Source organism: Sulfurimonas sp. HSL-3221 (assembly GCF_021044585.1).
Classification (GTDB): Bacteria; Campylobacterota; Campylobacteria; order Campylobacterales; family Sulfurimonadaceae; genus Thiomicrolovo; species Thiomicrolovo sulfuroxydans.
In genome coordinates this window covers 1,749,911-1,769,776 of the sequence record NZ_CP087998.1, presented here as the reverse complement: position 1 = coordinate 1,769,776, position 19,866 = coordinate 1,749,911, and the positions used below count along the sequence as shown (strand labels likewise).

The window sequence follows — 19,866 nt, the reverse complement described above, 5'->3', positions numbered from 1 at the left end:
CTATAAGAAGTGGCTCCGGATACTGGATTCGAACCAGTGACCAAGTGATTAACAGTCACCTACTCTACCGCTGAGCTAATCCGGAATCGTTAAGAAGTGGCGGACAGGGAGGGATTCGAACCCTCGGTACGCAGGACGTACGCACCCTTAGCAGGGGTGTGGTTTCAGCCTCTCACCCACCTATCCAAGTCTCAAAAATGAGAGTGAGATTATAATCAGCTGGAAATAATATTTCGCTTAAAAAGCAAGGCGGAGCCGCTTAAAGTCGCTCGAGGATCTTTTCGACGACGGCGGCGGGGTCTTCGGCCTTGTAGATGGGGCGGCCGACGACGATGAAGTCGACCTTCTCCGTCTCTGCCGCTTCGATCGTGGCGACACGCTGCTGATCGCCCGCATCTTCGCCGAAGGGGCGGATGCCAGGCGTCAGGGTAATGAACCTGCTGCTGGTCATTTTTTTGATGGAGGCGCTTTCAAAAACGCTGCAGACGACGCCGTCGAGCCCCGCTTCGTGCGCATCCTGGGCGAATTTGTCTGCCGTCGCGGCGATGCCGGCGTTGTAAACGTCGCCGAACTCCTCTTCGCTGAAGGAGGTCAGTGCCGTGACGGCCAGGACGAGGGGGCGTTTCTCGTACGTCGAGAGGCGCTCCATAACGGTCTGCATGGCACGTTTACCGGCACTGGCGTGTACGTTGAACATGTCAACGCCCAGGCCCATGATGGACTCGGCCGCGTCGGCCATGGTGTTGGGGATGTCGTAGAGCTTGAGGTCGAGGAAGATCTTCGCGTCCGGGTTGATCGCTTTGAGCGCTTTGAGAAAAGGTTCGCCGTCGCGGATGTAGGCGCGCAGCCCGACTTTGAGCCAGACCGGGTAGGCCTTGATCTTCTCCACCAGTGCCAGGTTTTCTTCCATGCTCGGCAGGTCGAGCGCGACGCAAAGTTCCATACGTATTCCCCTCAATGAATAGATGACGGAAGTATAACGTCTGCTGCGTTAGAGGGGGCCTAAAGCGTGCACGCCGCGGCGATCTTGTAGTGCGAAAGCTCTCTGCCTTTGGCGTTGATGACGTGCACGGCACAGGCGAGACAGGGGTCGAAACTGTGCACGACCCGCAGCACTTCCAGCGGCGCGGAAGGGTCGGCGAGGGTAATGCCGACCAGGGACTCTTCGTAGGGGCCGCGCACACCGCCTTCATCCTTGGGCGAAGCGTTCCAGGTCGTCGGCACCACCGCCTGGTAGTTGGCGATCTTGGCGTCGTCGATGCGGATAAAGTGGCCCAGCACACCTCGCGGCACCTCGAAGATGCCGCGCCCCTGTGCTGCTTTGGGCAGGGCGGCAAAGTCGTACTTCGTCCAGGTCTCTTCGTCGTAGTACTTGATGTTCTCGATGAGGTCGCTGCAGAAATCAAAGAGGTAGTCGCAGCAGACCCTGGCCTCTACGGCACGGGCGGCGTTGCGCCCCAGCGTCGTCGAAAAGTCCATCAGCTCGAGGTCCGTCTCCTTCATGAACTGCTCCATGTAGGGTTTGATGACCGGGGAACCCTTGAGGGTGCCGATGATCATCCTGGCGAGCGGCCCCACCTCCATGGGCTTGCCTTTGTAGCGCGGTGCCTTGACCCAGCTGTATTTGCCCTCCGTCTTCAGCGTGCCGTCTTTGTTGAGGTTCGTATAGAAGGGCTCGGTCTTGCCGTCGTAGGGCGCAACCGGGGCGTCGTCGGCGTACCAGGAGCGCGACGCCTCTTCGGTGATGTACTGCTCGTCGAAGGGTTCGACGCTGCCGAAGTCATGCCCGAAAACGGTTCCCCCTTCGAAGAGCTGCTGCTCCTGTCCGAACTGGTAGCCGCCCACGGCCATAAAGTTGCCGCTGCCGCGTCCCGTGCCGGCTTTGATGTCGTCCCTGTAGGCCTCGAGCGCCATCTTGATATCGGGGAGGTAGGCGCGCTCAATGAAGTCGCGGGCGTCTTTGATGATGAACATGAAGTCGTTGAGGCGCTGCGGATTGAGCATGTCCGCAACGCTGGTGACGCCGCCGACAACGAGGTTCTGCGGGTGGGGCGTCTTGCCGGCGAAGATCGCCACCGCCCGGCTGAGGTCGCGCTGGACCCGCAGGGCTTCGAGGTAGTGGTTCATGTGGATAAGGTTCTGCTCGGGGCTGAAGCGGTAGGCATTGTGCCCCCAGTAACCGTTGGCGAAGAGTCCCAGTCGTCCCGCGTTGACGAAAGAGGTCAGCTTCTCCTTGACGGCGCTCATATGCCCCGTCGAAGTACGGTAGGGGTAATGATGATAAGTTTGTGCCACTTCTGCGGCCTTGTCGGGCTCGGCGGAGATGGCGCTGACGACGTCGACGTAGTCGAGGGAGTGCAGATGGTAGTAGTGGACGATGTGGTCCTGGACAAAGAGCGCGAGGGTGACGAGGTTGCGGATGCTCTCGGCATTGGGGGGCAGGGCGATGCCGTAGGCGTCTTCGACGGCGCTGATGGAGGCGCGGTAGTGCACATTGGTACAGACCCCGCAGATGCGTTGGGCAATGAGGCCGGCATCCCGGGGGTCTCGCCCTTTGAGGATGGTTTCGATGCCGCGGAAAAGCTGGCCGGAGGCCCACGCCTCTTTGACGGTGTTGTTCTCGTCGATTTCGACTTCGATGCGCAGATGCCCCTCGATGCGGGTAATGGGGTCTATAACGATTTTTTTAGTGGCCATGAATTTCTTCCTCTTCCCCTTCCGGCAGGGGCCGGTTGTTGGCGTACTTGTCAAAGGCGATCTTGCCCTGGCCGCAGGCGAAACAGCCGTGGCCGACCTGGACCGGCCAGCTCGTGCCTTCGTTGAATTTTACCAGCGAACAGTTTAGATCGGCATAGGGCCCTTTGCAGCCCATCTTGAAGAGGCACCACCCTTTCTTGGCCCCTTCGTCGCCCCATTCGAGGACGAATTCGTCCAGGTCGTAGTGGCCGCGCCGCTCGCAGTTGTCGTGGACCCGGAAACCGTAGGCCCATTCGGGGCGGTTCTTGTCGTCGAGTTTGGGGAGTTCGTCGAACATGATGTAGTGCAGGAGAGTTCCGACGATGTTGATGGGGTTGACCGGGCAGCCGGGCAGGTTGATGATGTCGTCCCGGCCCAGCGCCTCCGCCACGCCGACGGCGCCGGTTGGATTGGGCGCAGCGGCGACGACACCCCCGTCGAAGGCGCAGGAGCCGATGGAGAAGACCGCCGCGGCGTCTTTCGCCGTGCGCTTCAGTAGCTCCAGCCCCGTTTCGCCCTTGGGGCCGATGCGCAGGAACTTTCCTTCCAGGCCCAGCGGGATGGCCCCTTCGACCATCAGGATGTAGCGCCCCTTGTCGTTCGCGAGCACCCCGTCAAGGGAGAGCTCCGACTGGTCCCCCGCCCCCGCCATCAGCAGTTCGTGGTAATCAAGCGAGATGTATTTGAGGATGAGGTCGTCCACCTTGGGATGGGCGGATTTGATGAACCCTTCGGAGTTGCCGCTGCAGTCGGCGAGCTCGAGCCAGATGATGGGGATCTTGTTGAGCTGAAGGGTACTTTGGCCCACCAGGGGTTCGTAAGAGGGGTGCAGCCGCATATTGGCGGTGATCATAGAGACCCAGCGGTTGAACTCGCTGCTCATGTCAAAGGCTTTGAGCGCTTCGTCGAGGTTCTCGCTGTCGATGCGGTTGGCGGGGTGCAGCTTGTTGAACTTGTCGATGCGCCGCTGCACCTTCGCCATCTCCTCGGCTTTGGCCGCCGCTTCGCGCTCTGCCTTGAGACGGGCCGCCTCCTCGGGGTCGACCGGGGTATCGGCGATGAGCTTGACGACATCCTGCTTGCAGCGGCCGCAGACCCGCCCCGCTTCGCTCAGCGGTTTGAGGTCGGCGAAGCTCTCGATGCAGTTCTCCTTGATCAGCGCGACGAGGTCCTGTTCGTAGCCGCTGGCACAGCTGCAGATCAGGCGTCCGCGTTCGCTCACCAGCCTGTTGTCGTAGAAGAAAGCCGGGTCGACCGGTTTGTCCTCCTCCATCATCGTCTTCAATGCCAAGACGTCGATGTTGGTGTTGATCCCGATAAAACGCACGAGGCGGTCGTCGTTGATGATGTACTGGTCGATCCGCCCCTCTTTTTTGGAGGCGATGACGATGTCCTCGTTCGCTTCGTCCTTCGGGTTATAGGCGGTCGAGGTAACGTCGGCGAGCAGGAAGGAACCGACTTTGAGGCCGTCGATGGTGACAAAGTCCTGGAAACCTTCGTCTTCGACCCCGAGAATCGCGGCGACGGCGGCGTCGGCCTGGAGCGTACACTCCTTGACCCTCCCGGCGATATAGCCGTTGTGAAGCTGGGCCACTTCGCCGACGGCATAGACGTCGGGATCGGACGTGCGCATATGTTCGTCGACCAGGATACCTTTGTCCGTCTCAAGGGCACTTTTGGCGAAGGCGGCGGCGGGAGAGATGCCGACACCGAAGATGACAAAGGGGTCGTCGATGGTGTGCTCTTTCATGACGATCTTGGTAATCGTATCGCCTTCGATCACCTTGTCCGTGATCTCCTCTTCGAAGAGGATATGGACCCGGGGATCGGCACCTTCGTAGATGCGTTTCATGAGTGCCACGGCGGAGGGGGTGAGGGCTTTGTCGTAGAGGTGGTTTCCCCGCGAGACCAGATAGATATGCTCCGGCCCCTCCAGGGTGCTCAGCGTATCGAGCAGCTCCAGTCCGATGGGGCCTACGCCCATCATGACGACGTTTTTGCCGACGATCCGCTGTGCGATGCAGTCACTGTCGTCGGCGCTGCGGAAGGTGGCCACGTTGGTGAGGCCTGCCGTGTCGAAGAGGCGGCGCGGCTCGGAACCGGTGGCGAGGATGAGCTTGTCGTAGGCATAAGAAGCGGAAGCGGTAAAGATGCGTTTGGCCCCGATGTCGAGGCTGGTGACCTCGGCGTTCAGCTCCACCTGCACATCGGCAGGCAGGGGCAGGGCGATCTCGTCGATATCGGTGCTGCCGCTGACCAGCGCGCAGAGGTGGATGCGGTCATAGGGAGGATGGGCTTCCTTGGTGACAATAAGTACTTCGTGGGAGGGCGACTGCTCTTTGATGGCATTGGCGATATACGCGGCCGCGATGCCGCCGCCGACGATAACGATACGCATATCAAATTCCTTCGTTTTTCTTGGCGGCTTTTGCCGCTTTTTTGGCCGCCGCATACTCTTCGCGGCTCTGCGCACACTCTGCTTCCCAGTCGAACCAGCCACCGTTGACGTTGTCCGCTTTGACGGCGGGACGTGCCTTCGTTTCGCTCTGCCACAGCGCCTCTTCCGGTTTGGGGCAGGCCCGCACGCACTCGCCGCAGTAGATGCAGAGCCAGGCGTTGTAGCGGTACTCTTTGCGCCCGTCTTCGTGCTGGAAAAAGCGGATCGATTTTGGCGGGCACGCTTTCTCGCATTTGTCGCAGAAAATGCATGCTTCCTCATTATACTCTATCAGCCCCCGCCAGGCCGGGGGCAGGGGCATCGGCTCGGCGGGATAGGGGTGGGTCCGGACGGGTCTGAAGAGGTTCGCAAAGGCGTTGAACATCGATCTGAACATGGCTTCCTCCTATTTCGCCGTACAGGACATGCAGGGTACTTCTAAAGTTTTCACACGCTCAAGGAGCCAAGCCCCTTGACCTACGTTAACACTGGGTTCGCTTCGGCGGCGGGCCCGCCCGGCTAGCCGGACTTTGCTGGACATCATGATTTGCTTTTCATGCATTTTCAACTCACTTCGCCGTACACGACATGCAGGGATCAAAGGAGGCGAGGATCGCCGGGGCGTCGGCGTAGCGGCTACCCTTGAACACCTCCATCATGGCAGGGATGCCCGAGAAGGTCGGGGTCTTGATCCGGACACGCTCGAGCATGTTCTGCCCGCCGCCGCGCACGAGGTAGAAGAGCTCGCCCCGGGGCGCTTCGACGCGTACAATCGCCTCGCCCTTCGGTTTGCCCTTGGCCTTCTCCATGATCTCCCCGGCGGGGAGGTTGTCGACAATGTTGCGGCACATCGCGATGGAGTTCATGATCTCGCGCAGCCGCACCCGGTTGCGGGCATGGATGTCGCCGCTCGTTTCAAGCATCATCTCGTAGCCCAGAGCCTCGTAGGGGAAGTCATCCGTTTCCACCCGCACGTCGGTGGCCAGTCCGGCGGCCCGGGCGAGGGGGCCAAGGGCGTTGTAGGTCTGCGCCTCCTCCAGCGAGAGCGCCCCGATGCCTTTGTACTTGAGCGAGAGGGACCAGTTGGATTCGAACAGCTCGATGAGGTCGAAGATCTTGCCGAAGAGGAGGTCGAGGTTTTTGTGCAGCAGGGCGACCATCTCGGGGGTAAGGTCGCGGGTGACGCCGCCGATGGCGATAAAGTCGAACTGGATGCGGTTGCCGCTGATAGCCTCCTGGATATCCATGACAAGCTCACGGTCGCCCATGATCTGCATAAAGAGCGCCTCGAAGCCGGCGTTTTCCGCCGTGTGCGCAAGGCAGAGCATGTGCGAATGGATGCGGTCGAGTTCGACCATCAGCATCCGCAGGTACCTGATGCGGTCGTTCGGGGTGAACTCCAGCAGCTTCTCCGCGGCGAGGGTGTAGGAGAGGGAGTGGGTGATGGCGCAGAGCCCGCAGACCCGCGCCACGACGAAGCCGACCTGTTTGAAGTCGAACTTGGTGGTGCAGGCCTGCTCGACGCCGCGGTGCACGAAGCCCACATCGGCGTCGACCCCGACAATGGTCTCGTTTTCGCATTCGAATTTGAACCGGATGGGCTCGAGCAGGGAGATATGCTGCGAACCCAGCGGGATCTGGACGGTTTTCTTCATGCGTCCCCCCTGAGCGGATGGGGCTGGGAGTCTTTGTCGAGGTAGAGGCCGCCCGCGGTCCCTTCGACATTGAGCCCGAACATGTCGACGATCTCCCGTTCGCCCAGGAAGGCGGAGGGGATGACGGGCACGACGGAGGGGACGGGGGTGTCGTAGTCGCTCAGCGCGTAGTAGACGACAACGTCGTTCTTGGCGCCGTAGCGGGAGAAGATCCACTGTAGCTCGATCTTCCCTTCGCCCAGGTCGATCCCGTTGACGGTGAGGAAGTGCCACACTTTGGGATCGTAAAAGGCGCGGAGGTCTGCGAGCAGCGCGCCCAGGGTTGTTTCAATCTTCTGCATCATTCACCTTTTTTGCCATGCCGAGGCGGCTGAGTTTTCCGGCGACCGTTTCGACGGCGCCGAAAAGTTTGAAGGGCGTTTCGATCGCCTTGCTTTTGCGCTCCAGGATCTGCACCCCTTCGACGACGGCATCGATGATGAGCTGGGGCGAGGAGGCGCAGCCCGGAACATAGACGTCGACGGGGATGTAGCGGTCGATGCCGTCCTCGACGTTGTACATGCCGCGGAAGACCCCGCCCGCCGCCGTGCAGGAACCGACGGCGATGACGACTTTCGGTTCGGGGATCTGGCAGTAGAGCTCCACGAGCCGTTCGCGGGAGCGGTAGGTGACGGGGCCGGTCACGAGAAAGATGTCGGACTGCTTGGGGTTGCCGGTATTGATGACGCCGAAGCGCTCCAGGTCATAGCGGGGTCCCAGCGCGGCGAGGATCTCGATATCGCAGCCGTTGCAGCTGCCCGCGTTGTAGTGGAGGATCCAGGGGGATTTTTTCCGAAAGGCGCTGAAAAATTTCATAGGCTGATCCAGATGATATTGGCTGTTGCCATTATAAACGCCGTGGCATAGATAATCCTGACCATCTGGTCGGTTCTGACCCGCGCGGTGGCGTTGTCGACGAGATTGACAAGCAGGAAAACGGCCAGCACGAGCAGCGCGCCCCACAGCGGCGACGCCCCGGCAAAGAGGAAAACAAGGCCGTAAACGAAGAGGTACTCCAGGAAACGCGCCATGTAAAGGAACTCGTAAAAGAGCCCGCTGTATTCGACTTCGACGCCCCCGACGATCTCCTGGTGCGCTTCGACGGTATCGAAGGGGGACTTTTTGAGCTTGATGGGCAGGATGATCAACAGCGCGGCGAAGAGCAGCGGCATCTGTGCCAGGTAGCCGCCGTGTTCCAGGATCGCACTGACGTCGAAGCTGCCCGAGACGAGGTAGAAGCCGACGGCGAGGAGCACCAATATGGGCTCATAGGCGGCCAGGGCGGCGAGTTCGCGGTTGGCCCCCACCTGCGAATAGGGCGAGCGAACGCTGTAGCCCGCCAGGACGAGCACGATCAGGGCGAAGAGGTGCAAAAAGACGATGTAGAGCAAGTTCCATCCGGCAAAAAGCGCCCCCACCGCCAGCCAGAGCAGCAGGAAGTGTGCCACCGCCAGTAGGGCGTGGGGGGCGTGGATGATGAGGGTGCGCTTGTCCATCAGCTTGAACATGTCATAGAAGGGCTGCAGCAGGGGCGGTCCCTGACGGCGTTGCATCCGCGCACGCAGCACACGCTCCGCACCGTAGACGACGCCGCCGAGCAGGGGGGCGAGGAGAATCATGAGCCAGTTCATATGAGCGCTCCCGAGAGGGCCACGGCGGCGAAGAGCAGGCCGAAGCCCCACTGCATTGCCTGTGCCGCTCCCGCCGAAGGTTCCACGTAAAAGAGGGCGCCGTCAAACTCGCTCTTCTCCCCGCAGCGGTAGGGCATGACGCGGTCGAAGCGCTGCAGGGAGCGCGTCAGCAGCGGCAGAAGGGCGACAATCAGTACGGGCAGCGCCAGCAGCCAGAGGAGGCTGTTGTGCTGCTGCAGCATGTAGCCGCCTGCCGTTGCGAGGCTGAGCAGGGTTAAAACGGTCAGCGGGGCGGCGAAGCCGGGGGGCATCATTTCGCGTTCGATGGGGAGGGTGTCCGGGGCGGCGGCGAGGAGTGCGGCGGCAATCTTGAAATAGAGCAGCACCAGCAGGGCGCTGCCGACGGCGATGCCCGTCAGCACCACGACGAACCACGGCTGCGTATGCAGTAGCGACGCGACGGAGGCGATGGCAAAGAGTTTCCCCATAAAGAGGCCGAAAGGCGGCAGGGTGAGGGAGAAGAAGCCGAACAACAGGAAACCGACGCTGCGGGGGGCGTACTGCAGCAGCCCTTTCATCTGCTCGACGTCTTTGAGGCCGAAATCCTTCTCAAGCGCGCCCGCGGCGAGGAAGAGCAGCGCCTTGGCAAGGGCGTGGAAGAGCATCAGCGCCATCGCGAGCTGCATGCTCTCAGGCGTGCCGACGGCGGCCAGGCTCATCATCAGCCCCAGCAGGGCGACGGTCGAGTAGCCGAGGATCTCCTTGAGCAGGCTGCGCGACAGCGCCAGGTAGGAAGCGGCGACGAAGACCAGGGCGCCGAAGAGGGCCAAAAGGGTACCGGGCAGGGTGCCTCCGAGCCCCGGGGCGAGCTTGAGGAGCAGGAAGGGGGCGATCTTGACCATCGTCGCCGAGTGCAGCATGGCGCTGACCGGGGTGGGGGCGACCATGGCGCCGAGCAGCCACCCGTCAAAGGGGAGCGAAGCCCCCTTGACCGGGGCGGCCATGGCGAGCAGGGCCAGGGCGGGCAGCAGCAGCCCGCCGCCGCCCTGCAGCAGGCCGCTGAAGGTCGCGCTGCCCGGCCCGTAGGCTGCGGCCAGGGCGCCCAAAAGCAGGAACACCCCGCCGACCTGGTTCATCCAGAGCGCGCGCAGGGCGTTCCGGCGGCCGGCAGCATCGCCGCGGAAGGCGATCAGGAGGTAAGAGGCCAGCGTCGTCATCTCGAAGAGGAAGAAGAAGAGCAGGATGTCGTCGGCGATGACGATGGCGTTCATGACGGCGAGGAAGAGCATCAGATAGGCGATGAAAAGGCGCTGTTTCCCTTCGCCGCTTTTTTCGCGGCGCATATACTCGACCGCGTAGAGGACGATGGCGCCGCCGACGATGTTGATAATGAGGAACATGAAACGCGAGAGATCGTCCACGACCAGCGCAGGGGCCTCTGCCGGGGTGATCGCAACGGCCCAGAGGTAGAGCGGCAGCTGAATCAACGCGAGCAGCAGAACCGGAGGGGAGCGGTGTTTTACCCCCTGGAAGAGGAAATAGAAGAGCAAAACGATGTCGGCGGCCTCGATCAGGGTGCCCATTCCCGGTGTAATGGCGAAGGTCTGCGCTTCAGGGTGCAGGAAGAGAGAGAGGGCCGCTACCGAGAGCACGCCGAACAGCAGCGTCGCCACGGCATAGCGCCCCCGCAGCGATGGGAGGGCAAAGAGTGCCAGTGCCGCAATCATCGGCGATAAAAGCAGTATAAAAACCATCATTTCTGCCAAACTCCGTTCGTCCGTGGTTTTTGCTATTGTACTCTCATTACATCACAAAACGACTACGGCAGGGGTAGCGCGGGTGTATAAAAAAGCGGCGGACTGTATAATAGGAAAAGCTTTACATTTAACAAGGAGTCGAGAATGGACGATCATAAACTGGAGATCCTGGACAAGATGGCGCCGGAGATCGAAGAGCGCATTCTGGATTACGCCTCCCACCCCGAGGGGGGACTGTTCGACCTGCTGGAGGACATTGTCTACATGAATGACCTTGAAGCGTTCGAAGCGGTATTCGAAAACGGCGGCAATATCAACCTGCAGAACAAGTACGGCTGGACACCGCTGCACATCGCCATCCGTCGCGACCGCCGCGACATGGTGGCGTACCTGCTTACCCACGGCGCGGACATCAACAAACAAGACGGCGTGGGCTGGACGCCGCTGATGGAGAGCATCATGGACGATATGCCCGAGCTGTGCAAAACGCTCCTCGACGCCGGGGCCGATACCTCCATCGCCAACGAGCGCGGCGGCACGGCGGCGATGCTGGTGCAGAAGTTCGGCCGCACCTCAATGATGGGGATGTTCTAGGACGCTATCGGTTGATGCAACGCGCCGCCGCAAGACGGCAAGGGTTTCGAGGTAGGCGGTTTTGAACGTGCCTTCGGGAAGCCCCTCCGCCTGCGCTTCCAGCCGGCGGCACCCCTCGATCATCGCACTGCGCAGGCAGGGCGAAGGGGCGTCCATCGCCGCGCGGCAGAGCTGCATCACTCCCCGGTACGCCCCCATCCTCCCCAGGCGTACGTCTCCCCGCTCGCTGCTGCCGTATTTGCTTCTGCCGTAAAGAAAGTAGGCGGTAAAAAAAAGGATCCGGATCTCTTCGGCGTCGATAGTGCGTTTCATAAGTGCAAGTCTATGGCACTTTGCGCGCAAAAGCGTAAAAGAGGGCAGAGCGCCATATGGCGGTACCGCTGTTCCTTTCTCCGGGCGCACGGCATTTTTGTGTTACACTTTTTACAGTGGCGCGGTGCGGAAAAGAGGCGCCCCGCGTGTTCCGAGGAGAGGGAGAGGCGATGAAAGCTATTTTGTTTTTGATGGCCATGATGCAGACCGTATGGGCTGCAGGGAGCATCGAGGTCAACGGCACCTCCTCGCTGCATGACTGGAAGTTGGCGTCGGACAGTGTCCGCGTTTACATGGTGCAGGAAAACGGCAGGCTCGAAACGCTGCAGGTCGCCCTGGTCATCGAAACGCTCAAAAGCGGGAACGAGGCGCTGGACAACGACGCCTATGAGGCCTTCGGCGTCGACCGGGAGTGCCCCGTCCTTTTCACGCTGCGGGCCCAAAAAGAGGACGGCACCCTGGAGGGGGTGATGCGCATAGGAAGCCATGAAACGCAGGTCGCCGCCACGCCGGACCGCATGGAAGATGGGGTGATTTCGGGGACGTTCAAAACGAAAATGAGCCGGTTCGGCATCACCCCTCCCTCGCTTTTCGCGGGGATGATGACGGTGGACGACACGGTCGGGATCCGCTACACGATCTCGGACGACGGGGTGCCGATGCCGCCCGTGCTGCTGCGATGCCTCTTCCCGCCGCAAAAGAGGATGGCGCCGTGAAATAAAACGGCCCGCCGCCCGCGTTTAGCCGTATCATGGCGGTATGATACTCCACCTCGACCTCGACAGCTTCTTTGTCTCCGCCGAACGTACCCGCAACCCCGATCTCGTGGGCAAGCCCGTCATCGTCGGCGGGCGGGGGGACCCGTTCATCTTTGACGCGAAGCCGGCAAAGGAGAAGAAGCTTGTCCAGTTGAACCAGGGGGCCTTCGTCCCGACGCTCTTTCACGCCGAGCACGACGCCTCGAACTACTTTTTCGACGCGGGGCGCATCCGGGGGATCGTCACGACGGCCAGCTACGAGGCGCGGGCCTGCGGCGTCAAGACGGCCATGACCATCCGCGAGGCGCTGCAGCTCTGCCCCCGGGCGATCCTCGTCCCCCCGGACCATCTGCTCTACCACACCCTGTCGCACGAAATGATGGAGATGCTGGCCAAGGAGATCCCGCTGGTGGAGCAGTACAGCATCGACGAGCTTTTCGGCGACGTTACGGGTTGGGTCGAGGAGCGTGACATGCCCGATTTTATCCGCTACCTCCAGGAGAAGGTGACGAAGGAGCTGCTGCTGCCCGTCTCCATCGGGGCGAGCAACGCCAAGTGGATCGCGAAGCTGGCGACGTCGACGGTGAAACCCTACGGCCTGCGGGTCGTCTACGACGAGGAGATCGCCGACTTTACGCGCGACGTCCCCGTCGGGGAGTTCCCGGGGGTCGGCAGAGCCTTCGGGAAGAAGCTGGCGCGTTACGGCATCGCCACCGTCGGCGAGGCGGTGGAAAGCCCGCATCTGTTCGCGAGCTGGGGGCGGCACGGGCGGGACCTCTATGCCCGCATGACGGGGCGTGACGGGGAGGGGATCAACCCCCGCCGCAGCCGCAAGGGGATCGGCATGTCGCGCAGCATGGACCGCCCCATCCGCGAACGCGACGAGTTCTACCGCCGCGTGCGGGTGATGGTGCGCCACTGGACCCATACCATTGCCCGCCTCGGCGTCAACCCCACGACCTTCTACTTCAGCATCGGCTACGAAGGGAGGCTGCGCAGCAAGAAGCAGTACACCGTCTACCGCTTTTTCAACGAGCGTTTTATCACCGCCTTCGCCCTGGAGAAGTTCCGGGAGCTTGACCTTTATCCGAACGCGGCCGTCACCTACATCGCCATGAGTGCAACGAAGTTCCTCCACCACGATCCCAAAGCGGTCGATATGTTCACCCTCGAGGAGGACCGGAAGATGCAGCGGCTTGACGGCGCGGTGATGAAAATGCGGGAGCGCTACGGCATGGATATCGTGCGGCGTGCCGCAGAAATGGGCAGTAAAACGTAACCGATTTGAAACGCCTTCACGGTAAGATATCGGTATGCTGGACAGAACTTTGATGCAATCGGCTCTCGATATCTTCGAAGAGCTTCGGAGCGACCTGCTCGCGGCCCGTCACGGGACCGACCGGAACCACCCGCACTACCGGAGCCTTCTCAACCTCAGGCAATATCTTATCCTCCGTTCAAAAGACTGGACGGAGCTGCAGGAGAAGCTTTTTCTGCTCTCGCTCTCCTCGCTTGGGCGCTCCTATGCCCACGTCGCCGCCAGTGTCGATACCCTCTACGACCAGCTCTCCTCGTCGCTGGGACGGGGGGAGATCTCCCCGGAGGAGACGGCGGCGTTCCACCACCTCGGCATCGCCGCGGCCCAGGAGATGATCGCGCAGAACAGCCGGGCCCTCTTTGGCGGGAAAGGCGCTGCGGACGCGGCGGAGCAGACGACGGCGGTCATGGTGACGCTCCCCTCCGACGCGGCCCGTAACGGCGGGGAACTGATTCGTGGACTCTCGGCAGCCGGGGTCAATATCTTTCGCATCAATACCGCGCACGACGATCCCGCCGTCTGGCAGGGGATGGCCGATGTCATCCTGGCGCTGAACGAAACGCGGCCCGCGGAGGAGAGGTTGAAGATCTTTGTCGACCTGGCGGGGCCGAAGATACGGACCGGGCGGATCCGGCGGCTGAAGCTTCCCATTGTCCTCGGCAGCAACAAGCGCGAAAAGACGATTATGATCCGGCCCTTGCCTGCACAGACCATCTCCGAGCGTACCGACCCCAATACCCGTGCGAGGATCCCGGGGCAGCTCGCACTGGAACGGCGTCTCTTCGACACGTTGGAGGCGGGCGGTGTACTGAAAGTGATGGACATCAACGGCCGGCACGCCAAGGTGAAGATCATGCAGCGCGACGGGGAGGGGGCAACGGGTGTCATCAGCAAGAAGGTCGCCGTCGACGAAAGCTGCATGGTGGCAGTAGGCGGCCGGAAGGGGTACGTGCGGGGTTGTGTCGTCCAGCCCGAACGCATCCGGCTTTTTGCGGGGGACACGTTGCGCATTACCGCGACGGATACGGAAGGGTGCGCCGCTTTGAAAGACGAGACGGGCAAGACGGTCGTACCGGCGCAGATCTCCTGTACGCTGCCGGCCTTCACCTCCTACGTCCTTCCGGGGGACCGGGTCTACATCGATGACGGCAAGATCGGCCTCTCCGTGCACGAAGTCGAAGCGGACGGCGTGCTTTGCCGGGTGACCCAGGCGAAACCGGGCGGGACGCTGCTCAAGGAGGAGAAGGGGATCAACCTGCCCGATACCTACCTGAATATCCCGGCCCTGACCCCGGCAGACCGGGAGAATCTGCGCGCCGTCAAACATTATGCCGATATGTTCGGACTCTCCTTCTGTCAGACGGACCGGGACGTCGCCGATCTGCAGGCGCTCCTGCAGGCGGAGGCGTGCGGCCATATCGGCATCGTGCCCAAGATCGAGACCCGGCACGCCGTCTACCGGATGCCGCGTATCCTGGAACAGCTGCTGCTGTGGGAGCGCAGCGGGGTGATGATCGCCCGGGGGGACCTGGCGATCGAGACCGGTTTCGAGAACCTCGCCACGATCCAGGAGAGCCTGCTCGATCTCTGCAGCGCGGCGCACCTCCCCGTCATCTGGGCGACGCAGGTGCTCGAGAGCCAGATGAAGAACAACCTCCCCAGCCGCGCCGAGATCACCGACGCGGCGATGGCGGGGCGGGCGGAGTGCGTCATGCTCAACAAAGGCCCCTTTGCGATCGGGACGGCGGGGGCGCTGCTGCGCATCCTGGAACAGGTACACCAGAGCTTCCGGAAAAACCGGCAGCTCCTGCGCAAAGAGGCGCTCTGGTCAGTAGCCGACGCGTCGGAGGATGGCCTCTAAACCCGCCAGGTAGCCGCCGCCGAAGGCGCGGATATGTACAAGATAGGGGTAGAGACGGTAGAGGTCGGCCCTGTGCTCGAAAAAGCCTTCGGGGATGGGGCGATGAGTGCGGTAACGCGCGTAGAATGCTTCCCCGAACGTCTGAAACATCCCGATAAAAGCGAGCTCCATCTCAAAGTGGCCGTAGTAGCAGGCGGGGTCGATAAAGGCGGCCAGGCGGTTGTCACGGGTCAGGACGTTCCCGCCCCAGACGTCGCCGTGCAGCAAAGAAGAGTGCTCGGGCTCGTCCAGGAACTGCTCGAAATCCGCGGCCAGTTTCTCGATACGTTGTAGAAGGCTCTTGTCGATCTGCCCCTCGTCGAAGGCCTTGGCGGCGAAGTCGAGCACCCGCATCTCCCGGTAGAAATCGACCCAGCGTATCCGCGGCCGGTTGCGCTGGCGGAAGGGGCCTATTGTCGTATCGGAGCCGAACCCGAAGACGCCCTGGGCGGGGATACTGTGCAGGTGGGCCAGGGCGTCGGCGATCTCCTCTTCGCAGGCGCCGTTGCAGGCGGCATCGTTGGGGATGTACTCCATGACCAGGCGCCCTGCGCTTTGCTCGAACACCTTTGGTACGCGCAGGTGGGGCCGGAGGTGTTGGAGCATCGTCGCCTCGGCCTCCAGGGCGAAGGGGTCTTCGGAGGATTTGACGATCCGCTGCGTGCCGTCTTCGGCCGTTTCAAGGTCGATGGTCGCAATGGAGTTGCTGCCGAGACGGATCTTTCTTACGCCCATGACTCCCTCGTGATTTTAAGCTGCCGATCCCGGTCGTCGCTCAGAAGCAGTTCGCCGTCCTGGATCAGCGCCTGGAGTTGCATACTCCGTTCTGCCATGGCCACGGCGTCGCCCTGCGCATCGAGCTGGATCACCTGCAGGTTGCCGAAACGCGCCAGTTTCGAACCGTTCTGGCGCCACCACGCGTCGGCCGCCCGGCGCGAATAGGTGTAGATGATCACCTCCTCGGCGCGGCCGCACGCCTTGCGTATGCGCTTTTCGTCGGGCTGCCCCAGGTCGATCCAGAGGCGGATGGTGCCGTCATAGTCCCTGTTCCAGAGGTCGGGTTCGTCCTCCTGGACGATCCCCTTGGTAAAGGCGAGCCGTTCGTCGGCATGAAAGGCGAAGGCAGCCAGGCGCATCATCATCCGCTCTTCCGTTTCGGATGGGTGGCGGGCGACGGTCAGGTCGAAGTCGTGATAGAAGTGGCGGTCGAGATCGGAGATGGAAAGGGAGACTTTGTAGATCGTTGCGCCCAGCGCCATAGGGGCTCCTTGTCATTAGCTGCGTAATTATACTTTACTCCGGGATCTGGGGCGGTCTAATGGAAAAGCGCACCATAAAACAGTAGAATAGATGATCTTAGGGGGTCGACGATGGAATACCGAATCGAAAAAGCCGCTGCGGGTGACAGGGATGCGATCTTGAAAGTGATGGAACCGTGGAATATGCACCATGTTCCTTCGGTAGAGATGGAGGAGCTCGACCTCGCCTGTTTCTATGTTGCCCGGACGGAGGACAGTAGGATCATCGGTGCGGGCGGTTACAAGATCCTCTCGCCCGAAGAGGGGAAAACGACGCTGTTGGGGGTCTACCCGGAATTCCAGGGTATGAACATCGGGAAGGCGCTTCAGAATGCCCGGCTGGAAGCGATGTATGATGCGGGGGTAAAGTATGTGACGACAAATGCGGACCACCCCGAGACGATTGTCTGGTACCGCAAGCATTACGGCTATGAGGTTGTCGGCCGCCTGGAGAAGCTCTGCTCCTTCAGCCTGGAGGATGTGACCCACTGGACGACGCTGCGGATGGACCTCGTCCGCCATTTCGAGACAAGGGCAGAGCGCGAAATCGCGGCGGCAGCCTATATCGAGGGGAACGATCCGCACCCGCTGAATCCCTTTCCTCCGTTGATGATCAATGTCTGTCTGACGGGGATGGTGCCGACGAAAGTAAGCACGCCGTATGTCCCGGTCCATGTCGAGGAGATTGTTGCGGATGCGATCCGCGTTTATGATGCAGGAGCGCGCATCGTCCATATCCACGCCCGGGATGAACGGGGGTTGCCAACGCCTGATGCCCGCTATTACGAAGCAATCCTAACGGGGATACGCCGGGAGCGGCCGGGGATGGTCTGCTGTGTCTCCACGTCGGGACGAAACTGGAGTGATTTCGAACGGCGCTCCGAGGTGCTGCATCTGAGCGGGGGGGCGAAACCGGATATGGCGAGCCTGACGCTCGGGTCACTCAATTTCCTTTCCGGGGCGAGCGTCAATACGATCAACATGGTCGAGCGGTTGGCGATGACGATGCAGGAGAAGGGGATCCGGCCGGAGATGGAGGTCTTCGATTACGGGATGGTCAACCTGGCCAAGTATCTTGAGCGGCACGGGATCATCAAAGGGCGCAAATACTTCAATATCCTGCTTGGTAATCTCAACACGGCGCCGGCGACGCTCGGCAACCTGACCATGATCGCAGAGGCGCTGCCGGAGGACTCCGTCTGGGCCGGGGCGGGGCTGGGCGGCTTCCAGCTGCCGATGAATGCCGCCGCCGTCGCCGCGGGAGGGCACGTCCGCGTTGGTATAGAGGATAACATCCATTACGATTACGAGCGGAAGGTACTCGCTTCGAACGAAGCGCTGGTCCGTCGGGTCGCGCGGATCGCGGAGGAGCTGCAGCGTCGCATCGCAACGCCCGATGAGACGCGGGAAATGCTGGGGCTTGCCTAGCTAGTGGCTTTGTGCCTTGTCTGCAATCAGTGCGTTAAAGGCCTCCCTGATGGCATCGAGGGCAGGGGCCTGGTAGGGAATGGGGTCGTTACTGACGATGCGCATACAGGTATTGAGCTCGAAGATGAACATTTTCCCTTCCGTATCCAGGTGGCAGTCGATACCAAAGAAATCGAGGGGCAGTTTTTCATGAATAAGACGGCAGGTCTCTCCCAGGCGCGCAGGAGGACTCGCCAGAAAGGCAATCTCCTCATCCCGGAAGGCTTGAGAGTCGTTCATCAGTTCCTTACGTGTTTGCGAGTGGATGTTCCATGATTTCGAAACGATGAGGTGGCGCGGATAGACCCGGCCGTCGATGACGACAAGACGGTATTTGCGATAGAGGCCGTCTTCGTCTCGGAAGTCGTGGAAGGCGATCGCGTAGAACTCCCGGCCGTCGAAGGCGAAGCGCTCCAGTTTCGGCAGATCCTGCTCGCTCTCGACCAGGACCATCCCGCCGCCGCCGTGTTCGCCAGCCGAACGGAAAATGTAGGGATATTCCAGGCCGTTTTCCGCGATCAGTCCCGGGATCTCCGCCACCCGCTGCGGTGCGACTCGTACCGTTTTCGGAACGCGAAGTCCCGGGATACCATGCAGACGTGAATAGGTCTGTTCCCGGGTCGTCTGGAATGTCAGATCCGGAGGGTTGATGACAGGCAGCTCGAGGTTGTTCAGTGTCGATTCCAGCTGATGCAGTGCGATGGCGTTCGTATCAGGATCGCAGACTGAATTGACGACGATATCGGCATCTTCGGGAACGATCTGTTTGGGATGGCGTCCGCCGAAGGTAATGGGCAGGACGCGGTAGCGCTGCTGGTCAATGAGACTCACAAGACTGTTGGTTCCTTCAAAATTGATCTTGAGCTGCTGAGGATTGCCATTATTCCAGATGACGGTTGTCCGCTGAGAGTCAGGTGTGCCGATGGGATTAAGGATTTTAAGCATGATGCTCCTTTGGCGAAGGGCGTTTTTCAAGCAGCATCTTCTCGACAGCCAGGTTGAACTGTGCAAGTTCTTTTGTCGAGTAGTAACCTTGCGCTTTTGTCCCGTCAGCATAGTGTCCGTTGCAGTCAATGCTGAAAAGGAGTAGTTCCCCTTTTTTATCAATGGTGCATTCTACGGCGAAATAGTCTAGTCCAAGCTGTTTTTTCAACATGGATAAGATCGGGAAGCTCTTTTTTTTAAACTGTTTGAGAAAGGCCTTCTCCTCACTCAGTACGCTTGTCATTTTCGGTTTCAAACCCCGGTGGGCTTCCTCATCGTTACGGATATACCATTGATCGGAGAGAATGAGGTGTCCGGGCAGTTGGGTGTCCCCGATAACATAGAAACGGTAGAGACGGTAGAGGCCATCCGGTGAACGGTAGTCGCTAAAGGTGGAGGCGTAGTAGGCCCTGCCGTCGAAGGCAAAACGTTCCAGGGCATGGAGATCGTCGAAGTTTTCAAGAATATAGTGGTTCGGCCGTTCCGGATAAGTGGCGGCTTCTTTGAACAGGATGGGGGGCTTCAGAAAAGACATTGCCAGCACATTTTGAACGTCGGAGAGAGAATGTGGCGTCAGCCGGACAGTTTTGGGCATAGTGATCCCCTTGAGCGGTGAAACGAACTCGAAAAGACGGTCGGGACGGATGCGGGGGATATTAGCCGGCGGATTGATGAAGGGATAGGGATTGCTTCGTGCAGCGTGCTGCGCACGGTCCAGGGCATGGAGGCAACGTTCCGGGTCACTGATACTGTTGTAGACGATATCGGGCCTGATATTGACATTGATCGGGTTGTCGGCACCGCCGTAGAGCAGTTTCAGGTGGCGGAAGCGGGAGGGATCGAGTGGTTCTAGCAGCGGTGAGAGCCAGGCAAAATCGAGAAAACGGCGTGCTCCCGTTTCATCCGTCGTCTCCAGGACGATCTCATTCGAGTCAGGCAGGCCCGCCAGTTGCAAAATAGTAGTCATGTACAGATGCTTT

Annotated in this window: 19 protein-coding genes and 2 tRNA genes; 5 read left to right on the top strand and 16 right to left on the bottom strand. The window is 60.8% G+C overall.

Annotated elements, in window-relative coordinates:
- Positions 1-10: 10 nt before the first annotated feature.
- The 11 genes from LOH54_RS09120 to LOH54_RS09070 form a co-directional block, all read right to left on the bottom strand.
- Positions 11-85: transfer RNA gene (locus LOH54_RS09120), tRNA-Asn, on the bottom strand.
- Between the two features lie 12 nt (positions 86-97).
- Positions 98-186: transfer RNA gene (locus LOH54_RS09115), tRNA-Ser, on the bottom strand.
- 73 nt (positions 187-259) lie between these two features.
- A complete protein-coding gene (gene pyrF, locus LOH54_RS09110; protein WP_231018603.1) occupies positions 260-943 on the bottom strand; it encodes an orotidine-5'-phosphate decarboxylase in 684 nt (227 codons plus the stop codon).
- Between the two features lie 59 nt (positions 944-1,002).
- Positions 1,003-2,697, bottom strand: coding sequence for a nickel-dependent hydrogenase large subunit (locus LOH54_RS09105; RefSeq protein ID WP_231018597.1), 1,695 nt, complete (start codon positions 2,695-2,697; stop codon positions 1,003-1,005).
- Positions 2,687-5,134, bottom strand: coding sequence for a hydrogenase small subunit (locus tag LOH54_RS09100; RefSeq protein WP_231018595.1), 2,448 nt, complete (start codon positions 5,132-5,134; stop codon positions 2,687-2,689). The genes LOH54_RS09105 and LOH54_RS09100 overlap by 11 nt, the downstream gene beginning before the upstream one ends.
- A 1-nt stretch (position 5,135) precedes the next feature.
- Positions 5,136-5,570: a 4Fe-4S dicluster domain-containing protein gene (locus LOH54_RS09095; protein WP_231018593.1), complete on the bottom strand. Its 435-nt coding sequence runs from the start codon at positions 5,568-5,570 to the stop codon at positions 5,136-5,138.
- A gap of 172 nt (positions 5,571-5,742) precedes the next feature.
- The gene (locus tag LOH54_RS09090; RefSeq protein ID WP_231018586.1) at positions 5,743-6,828 is read right to left on the bottom strand and encodes a hydrogenase large subunit; all 1,086 of its coding nucleotides are present in this window, start codon (positions 6,826-6,828) and stop codon (positions 5,743-5,745) included.
- Positions 6,825-7,169, bottom strand: coding sequence for an NADH-quinone oxidoreductase subunit C (locus LOH54_RS09085; RefSeq protein WP_231018585.1), 345 nt, complete (start codon positions 7,167-7,169; stop codon positions 6,825-6,827). The genes LOH54_RS09090 and LOH54_RS09085 overlap by 4 nt, the downstream gene beginning before the upstream one ends.
- The gene (locus tag LOH54_RS09080) at positions 7,156-7,683 is read right to left on the bottom strand and encodes an NADH-quinone oxidoreductase subunit B family protein (RefSeq protein WP_231018584.1); all 528 of its coding nucleotides are present in this window, start codon (positions 7,681-7,683) and stop codon (positions 7,156-7,158) included. Before LOH54_RS09080 ends, LOH54_RS09085 begins: the two co-directional genes overlap by 14 nt.
- Positions 7,680-8,498, bottom strand: coding sequence for a complex I subunit 1 family protein (locus LOH54_RS09075; protein ID WP_231018583.1), 819 nt, complete (start codon positions 8,496-8,498; stop codon positions 7,680-7,682). The genes LOH54_RS09080 and LOH54_RS09075 overlap by 4 nt, the downstream gene beginning before the upstream one ends.
- Complete coding sequence (locus LOH54_RS09070; protein WP_231018582.1) at positions 8,495-10,255, bottom strand: proton-conducting transporter transmembrane domain-containing protein; 1,761 nt, start codon at positions 10,253-10,255, stop codon at positions 8,495-8,497. The genes LOH54_RS09075 and LOH54_RS09070 overlap by 4 nt, the downstream gene beginning before the upstream one ends.
- Before the next feature lie 144 nt (positions 10,256-10,399).
- Between LOH54_RS09070 and LOH54_RS09065 the strand changes: the two genes are divergently transcribed.
- A complete protein-coding gene (locus LOH54_RS09065) occupies positions 10,400-10,849 on the top strand; it encodes an ankyrin repeat domain-containing protein (RefSeq protein ID WP_231018581.1) in 450 nt (149 codons plus the stop codon).
- Here the strand turns inward: LOH54_RS09065 and LOH54_RS09060 are convergent.
- On the bottom strand, positions 10,829-11,161 hold the full coding sequence (locus LOH54_RS09060) for a hypothetical protein (protein WP_231018580.1): 333 nt from the start codon (positions 11,159-11,161) through the stop codon (positions 10,829-10,831). The two genes, LOH54_RS09065 and LOH54_RS09060, sit on opposite strands and share 21 nt — an antisense overlap.
- Before the next feature lie 170 nt (positions 11,162-11,331).
- Here LOH54_RS09060 and LOH54_RS09055 point away from each other — a divergent pair, with 170 nt between their 5' ends.
- The 3 genes from LOH54_RS09055 to LOH54_RS09045 are packed head-to-tail and all read left to right on the top strand — an operon-like array spanning position 11,332 to position 15,098.
- Positions 11,332-11,877: a hypothetical protein gene (locus LOH54_RS09055; RefSeq protein ID WP_231018579.1), complete on the top strand. Its 546-nt coding sequence runs from the start codon at positions 11,332-11,334 to the stop codon at positions 11,875-11,877.
- 43 nt (positions 11,878-11,920) lie between these two features.
- Positions 11,921-13,198, top strand: coding sequence for a DNA polymerase Y family protein (locus LOH54_RS09050; RefSeq protein ID WP_231018578.1), 1,278 nt, complete (start codon positions 11,921-11,923; stop codon positions 13,196-13,198).
- Positions 13,199-13,232: 34 nt separating this feature from the next.
- Positions 13,233-15,098, top strand: coding sequence for a pyruvate kinase (locus LOH54_RS09045; RefSeq protein ID WP_231018577.1), 1,866 nt, complete (start codon positions 13,233-13,235; stop codon positions 15,096-15,098).
- Here LOH54_RS09045 and LOH54_RS09040 read toward each other — a convergent pair.
- Entirely contained in the window at positions 15,066-15,872 is an 807-nt protein-coding gene (locus LOH54_RS09040) for a fructosamine kinase family protein (protein ID WP_231018576.1), read from the bottom strand. The two genes, LOH54_RS09045 and LOH54_RS09040, sit on opposite strands and share 33 nt — an antisense overlap.
- On the bottom strand, positions 15,863-16,396 hold the full coding sequence (locus tag LOH54_RS09035; protein WP_231018575.1) for a YaeQ family protein: 534 nt from the start codon (positions 16,394-16,396) through the stop codon (positions 15,863-15,865). Before LOH54_RS09035 ends, LOH54_RS09040 begins: the two co-directional genes overlap by 10 nt.
- 111 nt (positions 16,397-16,507) lie before the next feature.
- Here LOH54_RS09035 and LOH54_RS09030 point away from each other — a divergent pair, with 111 nt between their 5' ends.
- Positions 16,508-17,863, top strand: a complete 1,356-nt coding sequence (locus tag LOH54_RS09030) for a GNAT family N-acetyltransferase (RefSeq protein WP_231018574.1) — start codon at positions 16,508-16,510, stop codon at positions 17,861-17,863.
- On the opposite strand, the gene LOH54_RS09025 is transcribed toward LOH54_RS09030, so the two are convergent.
- Together LOH54_RS09025 and LOH54_RS09020 are read right to left on the bottom strand one after the other, a co-directional pair.
- Positions 17,864-18,847: an ATP-grasp domain-containing protein gene (locus LOH54_RS09025; protein ID WP_231018573.1), complete on the bottom strand. Its 984-nt coding sequence runs from the start codon at positions 18,845-18,847 to the stop codon at positions 17,864-17,866.
- A complete protein-coding gene (locus tag LOH54_RS09020; RefSeq protein WP_231018572.1) occupies positions 18,840-19,853 on the bottom strand; it encodes a hypothetical protein in 1,014 nt (337 codons plus the stop codon). The genes LOH54_RS09025 and LOH54_RS09020 overlap by 8 nt, the downstream gene beginning before the upstream one ends.
- Positions 19,854-19,866 lie beyond the last annotated feature (13 nt).